The following is a 16925-nucleotide window of genomic DNA, read 5'->3' as shown; positions in this document are numbered from 1 at the left end:
GGGAACAAGGCGGATCACCGCCGGAACAAAGGAGAACGCGAATGATCACCACTTCCATCAAGCGCCGCACGCTGCTCGGCGCCGGCCTTGCCGGTGCCTCCATGCTGGCGATGCCGTCGGTCCTGCGCGCGCAGGACAAGTCGCTGAAGGTCGGCGTCTATGGCGGCTATTTCAAAACCTCGTTCGACAAGAACATCTTCCCGGAATTCACCAAGGCAACCGGTATTGCCGTCGAATCGATCGCCGAGCCGACCGGCGAGGCCTGGCTCGTCCAGCTCGAGCAGGCGGCCCGCGCCGGCCAGGCTCCGGCCGACGTCTCGATGATGTCGCAGGTGGCGATGCTGAAGGGGCAGTCGACCGAACTCTGGACCCCGCTCGACACCGCCAAGATGAAGAACGCTTCGAACCTGCTCGACCGTTTCGTCAATAAGTATCCGGATGGCCGCATCGCCGGCATCGGTGCCGTTTCCTGGTACATCACGCTGGTGACCAACACCGACGTCTACAAGGAAGCGCCGACCTCCTGGTCCGCCTTCTGGGATCCGGCAAATGCCGACAAGCTCGGCCTGCTGGCGCTCGTTTCCAACTCGTTCCTGCTCGAAGTGACGGCCAAGACCTTCATGGGCGGCACCAACGCGCTCGACACGGAAGAGGGCCTCTTGAAGGCGTTCGACAAGCTGGCCGAAGTCAAGCCGAACGTGCGCCTCTGGTACCGCGACGAAGCGCAGTTCGAGCAGTCGCTGAAGTCGGGCGAAATCCCGATGGGCCAATACTACCACGACGTGACCGGCCTTGCCGCTGCCGACGGCCATCCGGTTCGTTCCACCTTCCCGAAGGAAGGCGGCATCCAGGATTCCGGTTGCTGGGCGTTGTCGCGCGCCTCGCAGAAGTCCGAGGAAGCGCATATCTTCATCGACTACATGTGCCAGCCCTCGATCCAGGCGACTTTGTCACGGAAAGTCGGCACGTCGCCGACCGTCAAGCGCGAGGTCACGGACCTGACCGACAAGGAATTCGCAGCCGTCTCGTCGGATATCGAGCCGATCATTCCGCGCTACGACCTCTACCAGACCAAGTCGGATTGGCTGAACCAGAAGTGGACCGAGCTGATCGTCGGCTGATCCCGACTGCTCTCCGCTTGCCGGGGAGCGCCAAAGCGTAACGACGGGGAGGGGCCTTCAGCCGCTCCCCGCCTGAACCCCTCCCATGAGGCGGAGGGGCCTTTCCCGCGGAGAAACAATGTCCGGACTTGCCCTTCAAAACGTCGTCAAGGAATTCGGAGCCTTCAGGGCCGTCAACAATGTAGACCTGACCGTGCCGCATGGCACCTTCGTCTGCATGCTCGGACCATCCGGTTGCGGCAAGACCACGCTGCTGCGTATGATCGCCGGTCTCGATCTGCCGACCGGCGGGGCGATCCGGCTCGACGGCGAGGACATCACCCGCGTGCCGACGCATAAGCGCAATCTCGGCATGGTGTTCCAGTCGCTGGCACTGTTTCCGCACCTGACCGTCGGCGAAAACATTGCCTATCCCTTGCGCATCCGCGGTGCGGCAAAAGAAGACCAGAAGAAGCGCGTCGACGAACTTCTCGCGATGATCCATCTCTCCGGCTATGCCGACCGGCCGGTTGCCAAACTTTCCGGCGGCCAGCGCCAGCGCGTGGCGATCGCCCGCGCTCTGTCGATCTCGCCGAAACTGTTCCTGCTCGACGAGCCGCTTTCGGCGCTCGACGCAAAGCTGCGCGAGGCGATGCAGGTCGAGCTGCGCCAGCTGCAGCAGAAGCTCGGCATCACCACCATCGTCGTCACCCACGACCAGCGCGAGGCGATGACCATGGCCGACACCGTCGTCGTCATGAGCGGCGGCGAGATCCGCCAGGCCGCGTCGCCGATCGAAATCTATCGCCGCCCGGCCGACAGCTTCGTCGCCGACTTCATCGGCCAGACCAACCTGCTCGACGTTCAGGGCGACAGTTCCGGCCGTGCCGTGGTGCTCGGCCAGGCGATCCCCGGCCTCGCCCTGCCGGCAGGCGCCAACAAGGGCACGCTGTCGGTTCGCCCGGAAGACGTGCACCTGACCGCGCCCGGCGCAGGCGCACTCACCGGCAAGGTTACCTTCGTGCGTGACCTCGGCGGCACGATCGAAACCTTCGTCGATATCGCCGGCCACCAGATCGTCGCCGTCTCGACGCCGCGCGCCCGGCCCGACGTTTCGGTCGGCCAGGAGGTCGGCATCGCGCTCACTCCCGATGTCTGCGTGGTGCTGAAGAAATGAGACGCGAACCGCCCCAGACCCTTGGCGATTATCTGCCGCTCCTCTTTCCCGCAGCGATGCTGACGATCTTCTTCGTCGTGCCGTTCGGCACGATGATTGCCGTCAGCTTCTTCCAGCGCCAGCAGGGCGGCTTCTATACGCCGGCCTTCGTCTTCGACAACTACGCCCGTTTCCTCTCGGTCTTTTTCGGTGGGGTGCTCGGCTTCTCGCTGATGCTGGCCGTCATCGTCGCCATCTGCTGCGTCGTGCTCGCCTTGCCCTTCACCTACATGCTGACGCGCATGGCGCGCAAAGTGCAGGTCGTCTGGCTGGTGGCGCTTCTGTCGATCCTGTCGCTGTCGGAAGTCATTATCGGTTTTGCCTGGTCGACGCTGTTTTCGCGTACCGCAGGCATTACCAACATCCTCGTCGCGCTCGGGATCATGGCGGAAGCCAAGGCGTTGACGCCGAGCTTCGGGGCGGTCCTGACCGGCATGGTCTACCAGGCCTTCCCCTATACGGTGCTGGTGCTCTTTCCGGCGCTCGTCCGCCTCGACCCGACGCTTACCGAGGCTGCGCGCACACTCGGCGCTTCGCCACTTCGGGCCTTCTTCACCGTGGTCGTGCCGGCGCTGCGAAACACCATCACCGCGACGCTGATCATGGTCTTCATCTTCGCGCTCGGCTCCTATCTGTTGCCGCAGCTTCTCGGCCGGCCGCAGCATTGGACGCTTTCGGTGCTGATCACGGACCAGGCGATCTACCAGTCCAACATGCCGTTCGCCGCTGCCATGGCCGTGTTCCTCGTGCTCGTCACGCTCGGGCTGGTGGCGCTCACCGTGATTGCCGGACGCAAGGGAGAAGCGGCATGACCTCGATTTTCCGCAAGGTCTATTTCTTCCTGATCGGCCTGTTCCTGTCGTTGCCGCTGATCGTCGTTGCCGGCGTTTCGGTCAACGAGAAGCAGACGCTCGCCTTTCCGCCACAGGGCTTTTCGCTCTCCTGGTACGGCGAGATCTTCCTCAATCCGGAATGGCGCAATGCGCTCTTCGCCTCGGTGACGCTGGCGGTGCTTTCGGCAGCGCTTGCCGTTGCAATCGCGTTGCCGCTCTCCTGGTTCCTGTGGCGGCGCATCGCGCCGTGGGCGAACATCTTCCAGCTTCTGGGTGTCGCACCTTTCACGCTGCCGCCGGTTATCACCGCGCTCGGCATGCTCACCTTCTGGGCGACCGTCGGCTTCTACGGCCAGCCGTGGACGGCCGTCGTCAGCCACGCGATCTTCTTCGTGACGCTGCCGCTGGTCACGCTGTCGCTCGGCTTTACCTCGATCGACCGGTCTCTCGTCGAGGCCGCCTCGACCATGGGGGCTGACGAACGCACGATCTTCCGCACCGTCGTGCTGCCGCTGATCCTGCCCTATATCGTATCGGGCTATGCTTTCGCCTTCGTGCTGTCGCTCAACGAGTACATCGTTGCCTACATGACGGTCGGCTTTACGGTAGAAACGCTGCCGATCAAGATCTTCAATGCGCTGCGCTACGGCTATACGCCGACCATGGCCTCGGTGACGGTGCTCTTCGTCACGACCGCCGCGGTGATCTTCAGCCTTGTCGCCCGTTTCGGCGACCTGCCGAAGCTGCTCGGCGCTATGTCGTCGGATGGAAAATGATGAAGCTCGCAGCCCTCCAGATGCAATCGGCGGCGGGTGACGTCGCCGCCAATCTCGACCGCATTGCCCGCGCTGCGGCGGAAGCCGCGGCCCAAGGGGCGACGCTGCTTTTGACGCCCGAGCTCGGCGTCACCGGCTACGGCGCCGGAGAAGCGCTGACGGCACTCGCCGAAGCGCCTGACGGTGCGATCGTTCAGCGCCTCAAGGCGATTTCGGCGGAAACCGGCATTGCGCTCATCGCCGGCTTTGCCGAGCGCGACGGCAGCGACGTCTATAACAGCGCCGTCTATGTCGATGGCGATGCCGCACCGGTCGTCTATCGCAAGTCCCATCTCTACGGCGACTATGAACGTTCGATCTTCATGGCTCCCCGTCCCGAGACCAAGCTCTTCGTGCACCGCGGCGTCACCTGCGGCATGCTGATCTGCTACGATGTCGAGTTTCCGGAGAACGTCCGGCGGCTGGCGCTCGCCGGGGCGCAAGCCGTGCTGGTGCCGACGGCGCTGCCGGCGGGCTGGTCCGGCGATTTCATCGCCGAGCACATGATCCAGACGCGCGCCTTCGAGAACCAGGTGTTCGTCGCCTATATCAACCATTGCGGTTCGGACCCGCTGTTCTCCTTCGCCGGGCTGTCGCGCATTGCAGCACCCGACGGGCAGCTGCTCGCCAAGGCGGGGGCGGCGCAGGAAGCCGTGCTCCTCGTCGACATCGACCCCAAGGCCTACGCAATCTCCCGCCTTGAAAACACCTATCTCGGCGATCTCAATCGCCGTTGAGCGCGCGCCGATTGCAGTTGCGTCTCAGCGACGACAGCGCTGACGGGCCGTTTGTTGTTCACCTGAGAGAACGTTCTGTTCTCTATTGGTCCACTGTCGGAAACGATAGGACATCCCATATGGTGCTCAACAGCAATGCCAACGCATTGGAGGCAATCATGAGCTTGCAACTGACTGGGATCCATCACCTGACGGCGATCACCGCCAACGCACCGGAAAACCTGCGCTTCTACACCGAAGTGCTCGGGCTGCGGCTGGTCAAGAAGACCGTCAACCAGGACGACACCACCGCCTACCACCTCTTCTATGCCGACGGGCGCGCAACGCCCGGAACGGACCTGACCTTCTTCGACTGGCCGGTCGGGCCGGAAGGGCGCGGCACGCACAGCATCTCGCGCACGGGCCTTCGGGTCGGTAGCGCCGAAACCGTTCGCTGGTGGAAGGACCGCTTCGACCAACTCAAGGTCACGGCCGGAGACGTCACCGAGATTGACGGTCGCATCTCGCTTGATTTCGAGGATGGTGAAGGCCAGCGTTTCCGGCTGATCGACGATGGCGGTCTTGAACCGTCGCATCCCTGGGAAAAGAGCCCGGTTCCGGCCGAGCATCAGATCAAGGGCCTCGGACCGATCACCATCAGCGTGCCTGATATCACCAACACCGAGCTTGTCCTGACGCATGTGATGAACATGAGCAAGGGCCGGACCTATGCGTCGCCGGATGGCGAAGGCGAGGTTCATGTCTTCACCATGGGTGAGGGCGGTCCTGCGGCCGAACTGCATGTCGCGGTTCAGCCGGGTCTGCCGATTGCCCGGCAGGGCGCCGGTGCCGTGCATCACGTTGCCTTCCGGGCACCTGACAATGCGGCGCTGACGGAGTGGACGGAACGGCTCAACGGCTTCCGCCTGCCGTCGAGCGGTGAGGTCGAGCGCTACTACTTCCGTTCGCTCTACTTCCGCGAACCGAATGGCGTTCTCTTCGAGATCGCCACCGACGGTCCCGGTTTTGCCGTCGACGAACCGATGGAAACGCTTGGCGAAAGCCTGTCGCTGCCACCGTTCCTGGAACCGAAGCGCGCCCAGATCGAGGCACGGCTGAAGCCGCTCGTCTAACGGTCTGATCCGATCGAAAAGCCGGGGTTCGTCCCCGGCTTTTTTGTCTCTATCCCCCTGATCCCGTTGGACATCGGTTCCGCGCGGACCCATCATCACAGCTGTCGCGTTATCTCTATCGATCGCATGCCGCCTCGCTCTTCGAGGCGCGCCCGCACGGACTTGGAGTAGGAAGGATCAGATCCCATGACGAAAATCCTCGGAATTTCCGGGAGCCTGCGCAAGGCGTCGTTCAACACCGGCCTGATGCGCGCGGCCGCGGAAAATCTGCCCGATGGCGTCGCGTTCGACACCGCGACGCTGCATGGGATTCCGCTCTATGACGGTGACGTCGAAAAGGAGAGCGGCATTCCTGATGCCGTGACGGTGCTGAAGCAGAAGGTGATGGCCGCCGACGGCGTCATCCTGTTTACACCGGAATACAACAACTCCATCCCCGGCGTGTTCAAGAACGCCATCGACTGGATGAGCCGGCCTTCCGCTGATATCGCCAAGGTGTTTCGCGGCCGGCCCTTCGCGCTTGCCGGCAGCTCGCCCGGCAATTTCGGCACCATCCTCAGCCAGAACGCCTGGCTACCGATCATGCGCACGCTCGGCGCCGAACTCTGGTCCGGCAAGCGGCTGATGCTGCCCAAGGCGGATACGCTTTTTGATGAGACGGGGACGCTGACCGATGCAGACGCCCGCGACCGGCTCGCCGCCTTCGTCAAGGCATTTGCCGATTTTGCCGGTACAGAAGGAGCACGATAGACGGCTGGGATATCGCGGGCACGACTGGGTATGAATGCTCGGGCAAAGCCCGAGCATGAGGGAGCGAGCGTTGTTCGCTTTCCTAAAGCGTTCGCCGAAACGGCCCGAAGGACCTTTAGAGCCCCTTGTCCTGGAGCCACTGCTGGATGGCCGCGATATCCGGCGCACCGATCTCGTGACCCATATCGAGTTCGACCGCGGTCAGGTCCGTACCAGTGCGGGCGAGCTCTTCCTTGAGGCGTGGAGCGAAGTCTCCATAGCTGTCGTGCTTGCCGGTCAAGAGCAGCACCTTCGTACCCGAGAGATCCGGCGGCGGCACGTCGTCAAGCACGAGCATCGAGCGCATCAGCACGACATTACGGATGAGCCCCGGATGCAAAAGCATGAGCGCCACGAGCAGGTTAGCGCCGTTGGAGTAGCCGATGAAGACAGTATTCTCGAGATCGATGCGGTAGCCGTCGCGCGCGCCTTCGACGAAGGCAGCGAAGGCTTCGGCTTCCGAGCGCACATCCTTTTGGTCGAAGGTGATCGGCGAATAGCGGCGGAACCAGCGCGGCGTTCCCTCCTCGTTCGACCGGCCGCGAATGCCGACGAGTGTCGCTTCGCGGTCGACCTGGTGGGCGAGATGAAGAAGCTGGGTCTCGTTGGCGCCGCTGCCGTGCAACAGCATGAAGGTGCGGTCATCGAGCACGTCAGGGTGATAGAAGCGGTGCACGAAGGGCAGGTCGCGCTCAGTCAGCCGTGGCTCTCCCGGCAGCGCGAACTGCGGCATGGCGAGCAGCATTTCTTCGCGCGCGGCGCTAAAATGCGCGGGGACGAAGAGCTCGGTGCCCAGCGTTTCCTTGGGTTCGTCGACGGTGAAGCCGGGAACGTCGCTGGCCAGTTCATAGAGCGACCCACCGGGTTCACGGACGTAGAGCGAATAGAAATATTTGCGGTCATGCGCGTTGATTGCACCGGCACCGTCGCGCTTCAGGTCGTCGTGCACCCGCTCCACGGCCGCGCGGTCCGGAGCGCGAAAAGCGATGTGATCGATCGTTCCGGTTCCGGGAGCCGACGTCCAGAAACCGGTCGCATTGCGCACGTCGATGGTATCGCCGGAGGCGGAGGTGAGCCGCCGGATCGCGTCGGTTGCGCCGGTTTCCGTGTAGCCGAAATGGGACGTCAGGAAGCGAACGGACTCCTCCGGCTTTTCGGTCAGGATCGTGGCGCCGCGCAGGCGGCGGATCGCGTCTTCAGCAGGGATATCGCGCGTGCTCCAGGGGGCTGCACCCGAAACCGCCTCGGTGCCGATGAGCTTGACGATGACACCGTCCGGATCCTTGAGCCGCAGCACCGGCTCGCCGAATTCCTGCGCCGGCCCTGATGTGGCGATGTTGAACTGCAGCGCGCGGGTCAGCCAGAAGCCGATGCTTTCCGGCCGGATGGCAAAGGCGATCTCGCTCGGCTGGCCATGGCCCACGCGGCCGCGGCCGCCGTCCTCCCACATCAGGAAGGTCACGAGCGATCCGGGCGAACCCTCGGCGTCGCCGTAAAAAAGGTGCAGCTGGTTGGCATCCTCGTAGCCGCCCGTCCGCTTGACGAGGCGCAAGCCGAGAAAGCCGACATAGAAGTCGACGTTGGCCTGGACCTTCCGGGCAATCAGGGTGATGTGGTGGATGCCGCTCGTCATTCTTTAGTCCCTCATTATCGTCGTCCCACAAAACACGATGTGTCCCGCCAGCACCAGAAGGGTCGCCGAGAACGCAGTGTCAACGTAGGAGGATCAATCGCCATCCTTGTCGAGGAATGCCTTGAAGGCATCCGCATATTTCGGATGCCAGCGCGACAGCGGCGGCCGGTTCTCGACGATGTCGCCGGCGGCCCAGAGGATACGCCGTTCGTCGGTCGCGCGTGGCACGTCGTTATCAGGGCAGAGGATGTAGAAATCCCCGCGCGCCAGGCTCTCCATCATGAAGCCTACCGTCTGTTCCGACGTCCAGGCGCCGGCGGGCTTTTCCGTGCGGCCACCAGCCGTCAACCCGGTATAGACGAAACCCGGGATGAGCAGGTGCGCGTGCACCTGGCTTCCGGCGGTGTTGCGCAGTTCGTGCTCCAGCGCCTCGGTAAAGACCTTCACGCCCGCCTTGGAGACGTTGTAGGCCGGGTCACCGGGCGGCGTGGTGATGCCCTGTTTCGAGCCGGTGTTGATGATGACGGCCGCCTTGCCATGAGAAATCATCCGGGACGCAAAGACGCGCGAACCGTTGATGACGCTCCAGAGATTGACCCCGAGCGTGGCCTCCCAGGCCGCCAGGGGGCCAAGGATCGCGCTGCCGGGCTGGATGCCGGCATTGTTCATCAGCACATGCACGTCGCCGAGTTGCCGATGCACCTCCCGTTCGAGTGCTTCGAGCGCGTCGAGCCGCGACACGTCGGTTGCAATCGCCGTGACGTGCTGTGCCCCGCCCGGGGCGGCGGCTGCAACGTCGCTTGCAGCCTTATCCAGTTTCTCGCCTGCGAGGTCGGTGAGCACGACGCGCATGCCGAGCGTCGCGAAGTGCCGGGCGGCGGCAAGGCCGATGCCGGACGCAGCACCGGTAACGACGGCGACATTGCCGGGGGCGAAGGCAGGATGGGACATGGCGAAGCTCCTGTGGCGGGGTCGAGTGCCAAGAGATAGGGCGCCAAGGGCGGGCTGTCCATGAGCATGTCGGCGGGGACGCTTCGGAAAACCAAGTGTTTTCAGGGTTGTATCTTGCCACCTGCGATGCCGGCGCTACTTGCAGTTTTGGGCGCCATAGCCCGAGCGAACGCATGTGGTGGATGGAACGATGAACGAAACGACGGCCCGCAACGAAAAGCGCACGCCTTGCGAAAGCTGTCCCTTGCGCAAGCTCGATCATTTTCGCGCCTTTACCGGTGAAGAACTGGCCTTCGTTTCGCAGTTCAAGACCGGCGAACTGGCGGTCGATGGCGGCGCGACCATTCTCGTCGAAGGCGCGCACAGCGCCCACCTCTTCACCGTGCTTTCCGGCTGGGGCTTTCGCTACAAGATGCTCGACGACGGTCGCCGCCAGATCCTCAATTATGTGATGCCGGGCGACCTGATCGGCCTGCAGGGCAGCCTGATGGGGGAGATGCAGCATTCGATCGAAGCGCTGTCGCCCGTCACCCTTTGCGTCTTCGAGCGCGGCAAGCTCAATCGCCTGTTCGAGAACTACCCCGAGCTTGCCTATGATCTCACCTGGATCGCGGCGCGCGAGGAGCGCATTCTGGACGAAAACCTCTTGAGCATCGGCCGACGATCCGCGCTGGAGCGGGCCGCCTATCTCATCGCCTTCCTTTACCAGCGGGCGGAAGTGCTCGATCTCTTCAACAACAGCCGCGTCGCCATTCCGATCAGCCAGCAGCACGTGGCCGACACGCTCGGCCTTTCGATCGTTCACACCAACAAGACGCTGAAGAAGCTTGCCGAACGCGGCCTGATCCGCTGGGCGGAGAAGGGCTGCAATGTCCGCGATATCGATGGGCTGCTGGCGATTTCCGGCTGGGAAGGGCTGCGCGAGCCGAAGCGGCCGTTCATCTGACGCGCCCTGTCATAGGCGATCGATGCGGCGCTGGAGCCGCATCGACTTCAAAGTGCGCGCCGGTCAGGCGGCGATGATCGCCCGCAGCATCCACAGCGCCTTTTCGTGGAAATCGAGACGATCGGTCAGCATGTCCGTCGTGACGAGGTCGCTGTCCTCGTCGGCCTTGGTGCCGGCGTCGCGTATGCGCCGCGCCGCGGCTTCGTGATTGGTGATCAGGTCGGCCACCATCTCCGCCGCCGTCGTGTGGTTGACTGAGGTGGCGCTCGGGGCAAAGGTTTTTGCTTCGGCAAGCTTTGCCGGCGCGAGGTGCCCAAGGGCGCGGATGCGCTCGGCAATGATGTCGGTTGCCTTGAACAGCGCGTTGTAGTGCTCTTCGGTCAGTTCGTGCAGCGGCTTGAACAGGGGACCGACCACGTTCCAGTGGTAGATGTGGCTCTTGATGACCAGCTTGTAGGTATCGGCGAGGATATCGGAAAGCGCCGTCGCCATCTGCTGGCGATAGGCTTTCGTCAGGCCGATGTCGAATTCTTCGTCCCTGACCTTGGGTTTCAGCACGGCGGCAGTCTGTTTCATTCTCCTGCTCCAGTTCTGTCTTCGGAAATGTCGAGCGGTTTGCGGCCGGGGGCCACGTCGCATGAGTTGAACGCCGCGACGAAAGGGTTGTTCCCGATCCCGTCCTCGACGCTCACATGTCTTTTTTAAATGCGAGGTCAGGCCATTGGGGCCTAAGCTCAGTCGTTGCCGTTGCCTCAGTGGAGGTTCCGGGACTCTGGACGGCGTTCCGCCTGGAAATGCGCCTGCAGCGATGATGACTGCCGTCGCTGTACGTGAAAAATGGAGTGCATTGACATGGCCGAGCTTCCGCCGTCCGTCCGGACGGTCCTCGTTCTCGAGGACAACTTCATCATCGCCATGGACGTCGAGGAAATCCTCTCTTCACTCGGGATCCTGCAGGTTACGATCGCCGGAAATGCAAACCAGGCCTTGGAACTGCTGACGCTCCAGGCCTTCGATTTCGCGATCCTCGACGTCAACCTTGGCGATCACACGAGCTTCGTGGTTGCCGATGCGATGCTCGCCCGCGGCATGCCGTTCGGCTTCACCAGCGGCTACGGCGATGCCGAGCATTTCCCGACCTATCTCAGGCACGTTCCGCGGATCGACAAACCGTTCAACGAGAAATCGATCGGCCAGTTGATCGCCGCCGGGATCCAGCCAAGAAACGTTTAGGTATCCAGTCCGGTCAGGGCTTGCCGCGCGACACGAACCAGGGATTGGCGAAATCGCTGTCGTCCTTCTGGTTGCGCTTGCCATAGGTGAGCGGCGTGCCTTCCATCGTCAGCGTTTCGCCGCCGGCCGCTCGAAGGATCGCGTCGCCCGCGGCGGTGTCCCATTCCATCGTCCGGCTGAAGCGCGGATAGACGTCGGCCAAACCTTCGGCAAGCAGGCAGAATTTCAAGGACGAGCCGACGGTCCGGTAGTCGGCGATGCCGTGTTTTTCGAGGTAGTCGATCGTCTCGGCGCTGTTGTGCCAGCGGCTGGCGAGCCCCACCATGCGATCGCCGCAGCTGCGGCAGCCGATGATCGTTTCCTCGGCCAGGCGAAAGCCCCCGTCGATAACCGACTTTACCGCCTTGCCGTGGTGCGCCGCATAGAGGATGCCAAGCGCCGGGGCGTAGACGACGCCCGCGACCGGCGCGCCGTTCTCGATCAAGGCGATGTTGACGGTGAAGTCGTCGTTGCGGCTGATAAATTCCTTGGTGCCGTCGAGCGGATCGACAAGAAAGAACGACGTGCCGGACGTCTCCGGCACGAAGCCGGCGGACACCGCTTCCTCGGCGACCACGGGAATGTCCGGAAAGGCCGCGGCGAGATCCGCCAGGATGATGCGTTCGGCCGTCGTATCGGCATCGGTGACCGGCGAGCAGTCGGGCTTGTGGGTGACCTCCGGCCCGGCATTGTAGATGTCGAGAATGGCCCGACCCGCCGCTATCGCCGATTGTTGCAGTATCTCCAGCATTCGCCCTGTCTTTCGGTCCGTCATCTGGCCCATAGCATATTGAGAGGAAGAATATAGCCATGCTTTTGACATGGCAGGCGGCTCTTTACGCGTGGCCGCAGCCGATCTGCAGGGCGGGCCGTCTCAAGGTTTTTTGCACCTGCGAGAGGCTTTGCATCTTTGCTTCCGCCTTGCGGCTGTGCAAATGTGCCGGCGCAACTGAACTGGATGCCTTCATGCGTTATTCCGCCTTCTCGCTTGTCAGGAACGCCCTTTCCGGAAACCTGAACTGGAAACCGCATTGGCGCCAGCCGCAGCCGAAATCCCACTATGACGTGATCATCGTCGGTGGCGGCGGGCACGGTCTTTCGACCGCCTATTACCTCGCCAAGGAATTCGGCGTGAAGAACGTCGCGGTGCTGGAGAAGGGCTACCTCGGCTCCGGCAATGTCGGCCGCAACACCACGATCGTGCGCTCCAATTACATGCTGCCCGGCAACGAGCCGTTCTACGAATTCTCGATGAAGCTCTGGGAAGGGCTGGAGCAGGATCTCAACTACAATGTGATGCTGTCGCAGCGCGGCGTCATCATGCTCTATCACAGCGACGGCCAGCGCGATGCCTATGTGCGCCGCGGCAATGCCATGTGGATGGAAGGCGTGGCAGCGGAGCTGATCGAGCGCGAACAGTTGAAGAAGATGATCCCCTTCCTCAACTACGATCATGCCCGCTATCCGATCCTCGGAGGCCTGCTGCAGCGCCGCGCCGGCACGGCGCGACATGATGCCGTTGCCTGGGGCTATGCCCGCGGCGCCGACCAGCATGGTGTCGACATCATCGAGCATTGCGAAGTGACCGGCATTCGTCGCGAAAACGGTGTCGTCACCGGCGTCGAAACCACCAAGGGCTTCATCGGCTGCGGCAAGCTGGCGCTGGCGGCGGCCGGCAACACCTCGCGCGTCGGCGAGATGGCGGACCTGAAGCTGCCGCTCGAAAGCCACGTCTTGCAGGCCTTCGTAACCGAGGGGCTGAAGCCATGCATCGACCACGTGATCGTCTATGGCGGCGGCCACTTCTACATCTCGCAGTCGGACAAGGGCGGGCTCGTCTTTGGCGCCGAGATCGACGGCTATTCGTCCTATGCCCAGCGCGGCAACCTGGCGACGGCCGAGCACGTGATGGAGGAGGGGGTGACAATGATCCCCGGCCTGTCGCGCGTTCGGGTGCTGCGCGCCTGGGGCGGTGTCATGGACATGAGCATGGACGGCTCGCCGATCATCGACCGCACCTCGATCGACAATCTCTACCTGAACTGCGGCTGGTGCTACGGCGGCTTCAAGGCAACGCCGGCTTCCGGCTATTGCTTCGCCCACCTGATCGCCAAGAACGACACCCATCCGGTGGCGCGTGCCTTGAGGCTCGATCGCTTCGCCCGCGGCTATGCCGTCGACGAAGCCGGCGCCGGCCCGCAGCCCAACCTTCACTGACAGCACACGGCCCGCTGGCCCGTATGGAATGAACAGGAAGCCGGAGCGCGGCTTCAGGACACGGAAGACGATGGCAAGCCTGATTACCTGCCCGCATTGCGGGGTCCGACCGAAGGAAGAATTCGCGATCCGCGGCGACGCCTCGCGCGGCCGTCCCGAGCCGATGGATTCCGACGAGGCCTGGCATGATTACGTCTATGTGCGCGCCAACCCCCGTGGGCGCACGTTGGAGCATTGGCATCACATCGCCGGCTGTCGTCGCTTCCTCGTGGTCGAGCGCGATACGGCGACCCACGAGGTCTATTCCGTCGTCGATGCGGCCGAGTTTGCGCGGAGGGCGGCGCGATGACCGGCTATCGTCTTTCCTCCGGCGGCCTCGTCGATCGCAGCAAGACGCTGAGCTTCACCTTCGACGGCCGGCCGCTGCGCGGTTTTGCCGGCGATACGCTGGCCTCCGCACTGCTTGCCAACGACCAGCTGCTTGTCGGCCGCAGCTTCAAGTATCACCGGCCGCGCGGCATCGTCAGCGCCGGGCCCTCCGAGCCCAACGCGCTCGTAACCCTCGGTTCCGGCGCCCGCACCGATGCCAATACCAAGGCGACCGTCGCCGAGCTCTATGGTGGGCTGACTGCCAAAAGCCAGAACCGCTGGCCGTCGCTCGGCTTCGATGTCGGGGCCGTCAACGGCGTGCTTTCGCCCTTCCTCGGTGCCGGCTTCTACTACAAGACCTTCATGTGGCCGAAGCAGGCCTGGGAACGGGTCTATGAACCCATCATCCGCCGCGCTGCGGGCCTCGGGCGGGCGGTGCTGGAGCGCGATCCCGAGAGCTACGAGAAGTCCTGGGCGTTCTGCGACCTGCTCGTCGTCGGTGCCGGTCCAGCCGGCCTGATGGCGGCGTTGACCGCCGGACGCGCCGGCCTCCGGGTCATCGTCGCCGACGAAGATTTCCGGCTCGGCGGTTCGTTGCTCTCCGCCAGCGAAACCATCGACGGCGCGCCGGCATCGGTTTTTGCCGACCGCATCGTCGTCGAACTGCAAGCGCTGCCCAACGTCACGCTGCTTTCGCGCACCACCGTCTTCGGCTGGTACGATGACAACGTCTTCGGCGCGGTCGAGCGTGTGCAGAAACACGTCGCCGAACCATCGTCGAAGCTTGTGAGCGAGCGCGTCTGGCGCATCGTTGCCAAGCGCGCGCTGTTGGCAACCGGTGCCGAGGAACGGCCGCTGGTGTTCGGCGGCAACGATCGCCCGGGTGTGATGATGGCGGGCGCCATGACCACCTATGCCGAGCGCTACGGCGTCGCCGCCGGCAAACAAGTCGCGATCTTTACCAGCGGCAGCGCCGGCTACCGGACGGCGCGGACGCTTGCGGCCAAGGGCGTCGCGATCGCGGCGATCGTCGATGCCCGCGCTGAGGCTGCCGATCAGGCGCCCGATGGCATCAGGGTCATCCGCTCGGCCTCGATCGTCGACACCAAGGGCCGGCAACGTCTCAAGGGCATCGTCGTCGAACGCTCCGGCTACGAGGAACTAATCGCCTGCGATGCGCTTGGCATGTCCGGCGGCTGGAGCCCGGTCGTGCATCTTGCCTGCCAGCGCGCCGCAAGACCGGTCTGGTCGGAGGAATTGAAGGCCTTCGTCGCACCTGATGTCGGTGGCGGGCTGCGTGCCGTGGGCGCTGCCAACGGTGTCTACACGCTCTCGGGCTGCCTGTCCGATGGTGCGGAGAAGGCCGCAGCGATTGCGGCCGACCTCGGCTTCAGCGCCAGTTCGGTCGCAGCACCCGTCGTCGATGGCGATGAGGCGGCCTCCTTTGCGGCGCTCTGGTACGTGCCGGGCGCCAAGTCGAAGGCCTTTGTCGATTTCCAGAACGACGTGCATGCGAAGGATCTCGGCCTGGCGCTGCGCGAAGGGTTCGGCCATGTGGAGCACGCCAAGCGCTACACGACCAGCGGCATGGCGACCGATCAGGGCAAGCTTTCCAACATCAATGCCGTCGGCATTCTCGCCGGCATGCGCGGCGTCAGCCCGGCCGAGGTCGGCACAACCACTTTCAGGCCGTTCTACACGCCGGTCTCCTTCGGTGCGCTTGCCGGTACGGCGCGCGACGAACATGCGGCACCGGCGCGCAAGTCGCCGCTGCACGGCTGGGCGGTGAAAAACGGCGCGACCTTCGTCGAGGCGGGGCTCTGGCACCGGTCCGCCTGGTTCCCGCGCGCCGGCGAAAAGACCTGGCGCGACAGCGTCGATCGCGAAGTCTTGAACGTGCGGGCCAATGTGGGCCTCTGCGACGTCTCGACCCTCGGCAAGATCGAGGTCTTCGGTCCCGACGCTGCGGAGTTCCTCAACCGGCTTTATTGCAACCCGGTCCTGAAGCTGCCGATCGGCAAGGCGCGTTACGGCCTGATGCTGCGCGAAGACGGTTTCGTCTTCGACGACGGCACCGTCAGCCGCTTCGACGACGAGCATTTCTTCCTTACTACGACGACGGCTATGGCCGGTCCCGTCATGGCGCATATGGAATATTGCGCCCAGACGCTCTGGCCGGAACTCGAAGTCCGCTTCACCTCGTCGACCGACCAATGGGCGCAGATGGCGATCGCCGGTCCAAAGGCGCGCGCGGTGCTGCAGCAGATCGTCGATGGCGACATTTCCGACGGCGCGTTTCCGTTCCTGTCCGCCCGCAAGATCGCCCTGAAAAGCGGCGTGTCGGCGCGGCTCTTCCGCATTTCCTTCTCCGGGGAGCTGGCTTTCGAACTGGCGGTGCCGGCAGGTTATGGCGAGGCGGTGGCCGACCAGATCATGGAGGCCGGCCGGCCGCATGAAATCTGTGCCTATGGCGTCGAAGCCTTGAATGTCATGCGGCTCGAAAAGGGTCTGCTGACGCATGCCGAATTCGACGGTCGCGTGACGCCGGACGATGCCGGGCTCGGCCGTATGCTCTCGATGCAGAAGACCGACTTCATCGGCAAGCGCCTTTCGACCCGCTACGGGCTGACGGCGGCGGATCGCATGCAACTCGTCGGCCTGAAACCCGTCGATGCCGACAAGGACATGCGGGCTGGAGCGCATCTTCTGAAGGAAGGGACAAAGCCCTCGACGCTGAACGACCAAGGTTGGGTGAGTTCAGCCGGTTTCTCGCCGGTCCTAGGCCACGCCATCGCGCTCGCCTTCCTGAAGTCCGGGCGCGAACGCTATGGCGAGAAGGTCGTGGTGTTCGACAAGCTCCGCGATCAGGAGATCGTCGCCGAAGTCTGCGACCCGGTCTTCGTCGATCCGCAAAATGCAAAGCTGAAGGCCTGAG

At 63.7% G+C, this 16925-nt stretch carries 16 protein-coding genes; 12 read left to right on the top strand and 4 right to left on the bottom strand.

Annotated elements, in window-relative coordinates:
* Positions 1 to 41: 41 nt before the first annotated feature.
* The 7 genes from M2267_RS19370 to M2267_RS19340 all read left to right on the top strand — a co-directional run bounded on the left by M2267_RS19370 (position 42) and on the right by M2267_RS19340 (position 6563).
* Positions 42 to 1121, top strand: a complete 1080-nt coding sequence (locus M2267_RS19370) for an ABC transporter substrate-binding protein (RefSeq protein ID WP_205237987.1) — start codon at positions 42 to 44, stop codon at positions 1119 to 1121.
* 118 nt (positions 1122 to 1239) lie between these two features.
* Complete coding sequence (locus M2267_RS19365) at positions 1240 to 2277, top strand: ABC transporter ATP-binding protein (protein WP_429116245.1); 1038 nt, start codon at positions 1240 to 1242, stop codon at positions 2275 to 2277.
* Entirely contained in the window at positions 2274 to 3128 is an 855-nt protein-coding gene (locus tag M2267_RS19360; RefSeq protein WP_402320383.1) for an ABC transporter permease, read from the top strand. Before M2267_RS19365 ends, M2267_RS19360 begins: the two co-directional genes overlap by 4 nt.
* Positions 3125 to 3925: an ABC transporter permease gene (locus M2267_RS19355; RefSeq protein ID WP_402320380.1), complete on the top strand. Its 801-nt coding sequence runs from the start codon at positions 3125 to 3127 to the stop codon at positions 3923 to 3925. Before M2267_RS19360 ends, M2267_RS19355 begins: the two co-directional genes overlap by 4 nt.
* Positions 3922 to 4701, top strand: a complete 780-nt coding sequence (locus M2267_RS19350) for a carbon-nitrogen hydrolase family protein (protein ID WP_429116243.1) — start codon at positions 3922 to 3924, stop codon at positions 4699 to 4701. The genes M2267_RS19355 and M2267_RS19350 overlap by 4 nt, the downstream gene beginning before the upstream one ends.
* Before the next feature lie 158 nt (positions 4702 to 4859).
* Entirely contained in the window at positions 4860 to 5813 is a 954-nt protein-coding gene (locus M2267_RS19345; protein WP_429116241.1) for a ring-cleaving dioxygenase, read from the top strand.
* Positions 5814 to 5999: 186 nt separating this feature from the next.
* A complete protein-coding gene (locus tag M2267_RS19340; protein ID WP_429116240.1) occupies positions 6000 to 6563 on the top strand; it encodes an NADPH-dependent FMN reductase in 564 nt (187 codons plus the stop codon).
* Between the two features lie 115 nt (positions 6564 to 6678).
* On the opposite strand, the gene M2267_RS19335 is transcribed toward M2267_RS19340, so the two are convergent.
* Together M2267_RS19335 and M2267_RS19330 are read right to left on the bottom strand one after the other, a co-directional pair.
* A complete protein-coding gene (locus M2267_RS19335; protein WP_429116238.1) occupies positions 6679 to 8235 on the bottom strand; it encodes a VOC family protein in 1557 nt (518 codons plus the stop codon).
* Between the two features lie 93 nt (positions 8236 to 8328).
* Positions 8329 to 9186, bottom strand: coding sequence for an SDR family NAD(P)-dependent oxidoreductase (locus M2267_RS19330; protein ID WP_429116236.1), 858 nt, complete (start codon positions 9184 to 9186; stop codon positions 8329 to 8331).
* Positions 9187 to 9376: 190 nt separating this feature from the next.
* Here M2267_RS19330 and M2267_RS19325 point away from each other — a divergent pair, with 190 nt between their 5' ends.
* Positions 9377 to 10132 carry a Crp/Fnr family transcriptional regulator gene (locus tag M2267_RS19325; protein WP_429116235.1) on the top strand — a complete coding sequence of 252 codons (756 nt, stop codon included), beginning with the start codon at positions 9377 to 9379 and terminating at the stop codon, positions 10130 to 10132.
* A 63-nt stretch (positions 10133 to 10195) separates the two neighbouring features.
* Here the strand turns inward: M2267_RS19325 and M2267_RS19320 are convergent, their stop codons facing one another.
* Positions 10196 to 10708 (bottom strand): Dps family protein, encoded by a 513-nt coding sequence (locus M2267_RS19320; RefSeq protein WP_429116234.1) that lies wholly within the window; start codon positions 10706 to 10708, stop codon positions 10196 to 10198.
* Positions 10709 to 10978: 270 nt separating this feature from the next.
* Between M2267_RS19320 and M2267_RS19315 the strand changes: the two genes are divergently transcribed.
* Positions 10979 to 11365 (top strand): response regulator, encoded by a 387-nt coding sequence (locus tag M2267_RS19315; protein WP_043611311.1) that lies wholly within the window; start codon positions 10979 to 10981, stop codon positions 11363 to 11365.
* Positions 11366 to 11378: 13 nt separating this feature from the next.
* Here M2267_RS19315 and cysQ read toward each other — a convergent pair whose 3' ends face one another.
* On the bottom strand, positions 11379 to 12155 hold the full coding sequence (gene cysQ / locus M2267_RS19310; protein ID WP_429116233.1) for a 3'(2'),5'-bisphosphate nucleotidase CysQ: 777 nt from the start codon (positions 12153 to 12155) through the stop codon (positions 11379 to 11381).
* 215 nt (positions 12156 to 12370) lie between these two features.
* On the opposite strand from cysQ, the gene M2267_RS19305 reads away from it, so the two are divergent.
* The 3 genes from M2267_RS19305 to M2267_RS19295 all read left to right on the top strand — a co-directional run bounded on the left by M2267_RS19305 (position 12371) and on the right by M2267_RS19295 (position 16924).
* Positions 12371 to 13621, top strand: coding sequence for a sarcosine oxidase subunit beta family protein (locus tag M2267_RS19305; protein WP_034798844.1), 1251 nt, complete (start codon positions 12371 to 12373; stop codon positions 13619 to 13621).
* 70 nt (positions 13622 to 13691) lie between these two features.
* Positions 13692 to 13970 carry a sarcosine oxidase subunit delta gene (locus M2267_RS19300; protein ID WP_090298248.1) on the top strand — a complete coding sequence of 93 codons (279 nt, stop codon included), beginning with the start codon at positions 13692 to 13694 and terminating at the stop codon, positions 13968 to 13970.
* Positions 13967 to 16924 (top strand): sarcosine oxidase subunit alpha family protein, encoded by a 2958-nt coding sequence (locus M2267_RS19295; RefSeq protein ID WP_429116230.1) that lies wholly within the window; start codon positions 13967 to 13969, stop codon positions 16922 to 16924. Before M2267_RS19300 ends, M2267_RS19295 begins: the two co-directional genes overlap by 4 nt.
* The last annotated feature ends 1 nt before the right edge of the window (position 16925 follow it).

Origin of the sequence: Ensifer sp. KUDG1 (genome assembly GCF_050434285.1) — a bacterium.
GTDB lineage: Bacteria > Pseudomonadota > Alphaproteobacteria > Rhizobiales > Rhizobiaceae > Ensifer.
This window is presented reverse-complemented; position numbering and strand designations above follow the sequence as displayed.

What these genes read in the sequence shown, in the direction of transcription:
- M2267_RS19370 (WP_205237987.1), top strand. Translation starts at nt 42, where the DNA reads ATGATCACCACTTCCATCAAGCGCCGCACGCTGCTCGGCGCCGGCCTT.
- M2267_RS19365 (WP_429116245.1), top strand. Translation starts at nt 1,240, where the DNA reads ATGTCCGGACTTGCCCTTCAAAACGTCGTCAAGGAATTCGGAGCCTTC.
- M2267_RS19360 (WP_402320383.1), top strand. Translation starts at nt 2,274, where the DNA reads ATGAGACGCGAACCGCCCCAGACCCTTGGCGATTATCTGCCGCTCCTC.
- M2267_RS19355 (WP_402320380.1), top strand. Translation starts at nt 3,125, where the DNA reads ATGACCTCGATTTTCCGCAAGGTCTATTTCTTCCTGATCGGCCTGTTC.
- M2267_RS19350 (WP_429116243.1), top strand. Translation starts at nt 3,922, where the DNA reads ATGATGAAGCTCGCAGCCCTCCAGATGCAATCGGCGGCGGGTGACGTC.
- M2267_RS19345 (WP_429116241.1), top strand. Translation starts at nt 4,860, where the DNA reads ATGAGCTTGCAACTGACTGGGATCCATCACCTGACGGCGATCACCGCC.
- M2267_RS19340 (WP_429116240.1), top strand. Translation starts at nt 6,000, where the DNA reads ATGACGAAAATCCTCGGAATTTCCGGGAGCCTGCGCAAGGCGTCGTTC.
- M2267_RS19335 (WP_429116238.1), bottom strand. Translation starts at nt 8,235, where the DNA reads ATGACGAGCGGCATCCACCACATCACCCTGATTGCCCGGAAGGTCCAG.
- M2267_RS19330 (WP_429116236.1), bottom strand. Translation starts at nt 9,186, where the DNA reads ATGTCCCATCCTGCCTTCGCCCCCGGCAATGTCGCCGTCGTTACCGGT.
- M2267_RS19325 (WP_429116235.1), top strand. Translation starts at nt 9,377, where the DNA reads ATGAACGAAACGACGGCCCGCAACGAAAAGCGCACGCCTTGCGAAAGC.
- M2267_RS19320 (WP_429116234.1), bottom strand. Translation starts at nt 10,708, where the DNA reads ATGAAACAGACTGCCGCCGTGCTGAAACCCAAGGTCAGGGACGAAGAA.
- cysQ (WP_429116233.1), bottom strand. Translation starts at nt 12,155, where the DNA reads ATGCTGGAGATACTGCAACAATCGGCGATAGCGGCGGGTCGGGCCATT.
- M2267_RS19305 (WP_034798844.1), top strand. Translation starts at nt 12,371, where the DNA reads ATGCGTTATTCCGCCTTCTCGCTTGTCAGGAACGCCCTTTCCGGAAAC.
- M2267_RS19300 (WP_090298248.1), top strand. Translation starts at nt 13,692, where the DNA reads ATGGCAAGCCTGATTACCTGCCCGCATTGCGGGGTCCGACCGAAGGAA.
- M2267_RS19295 (WP_429116230.1), top strand. Translation starts at nt 13,967, where the DNA reads ATGACCGGCTATCGTCTTTCCTCCGGCGGCCTCGTCGATCGCAGCAAG.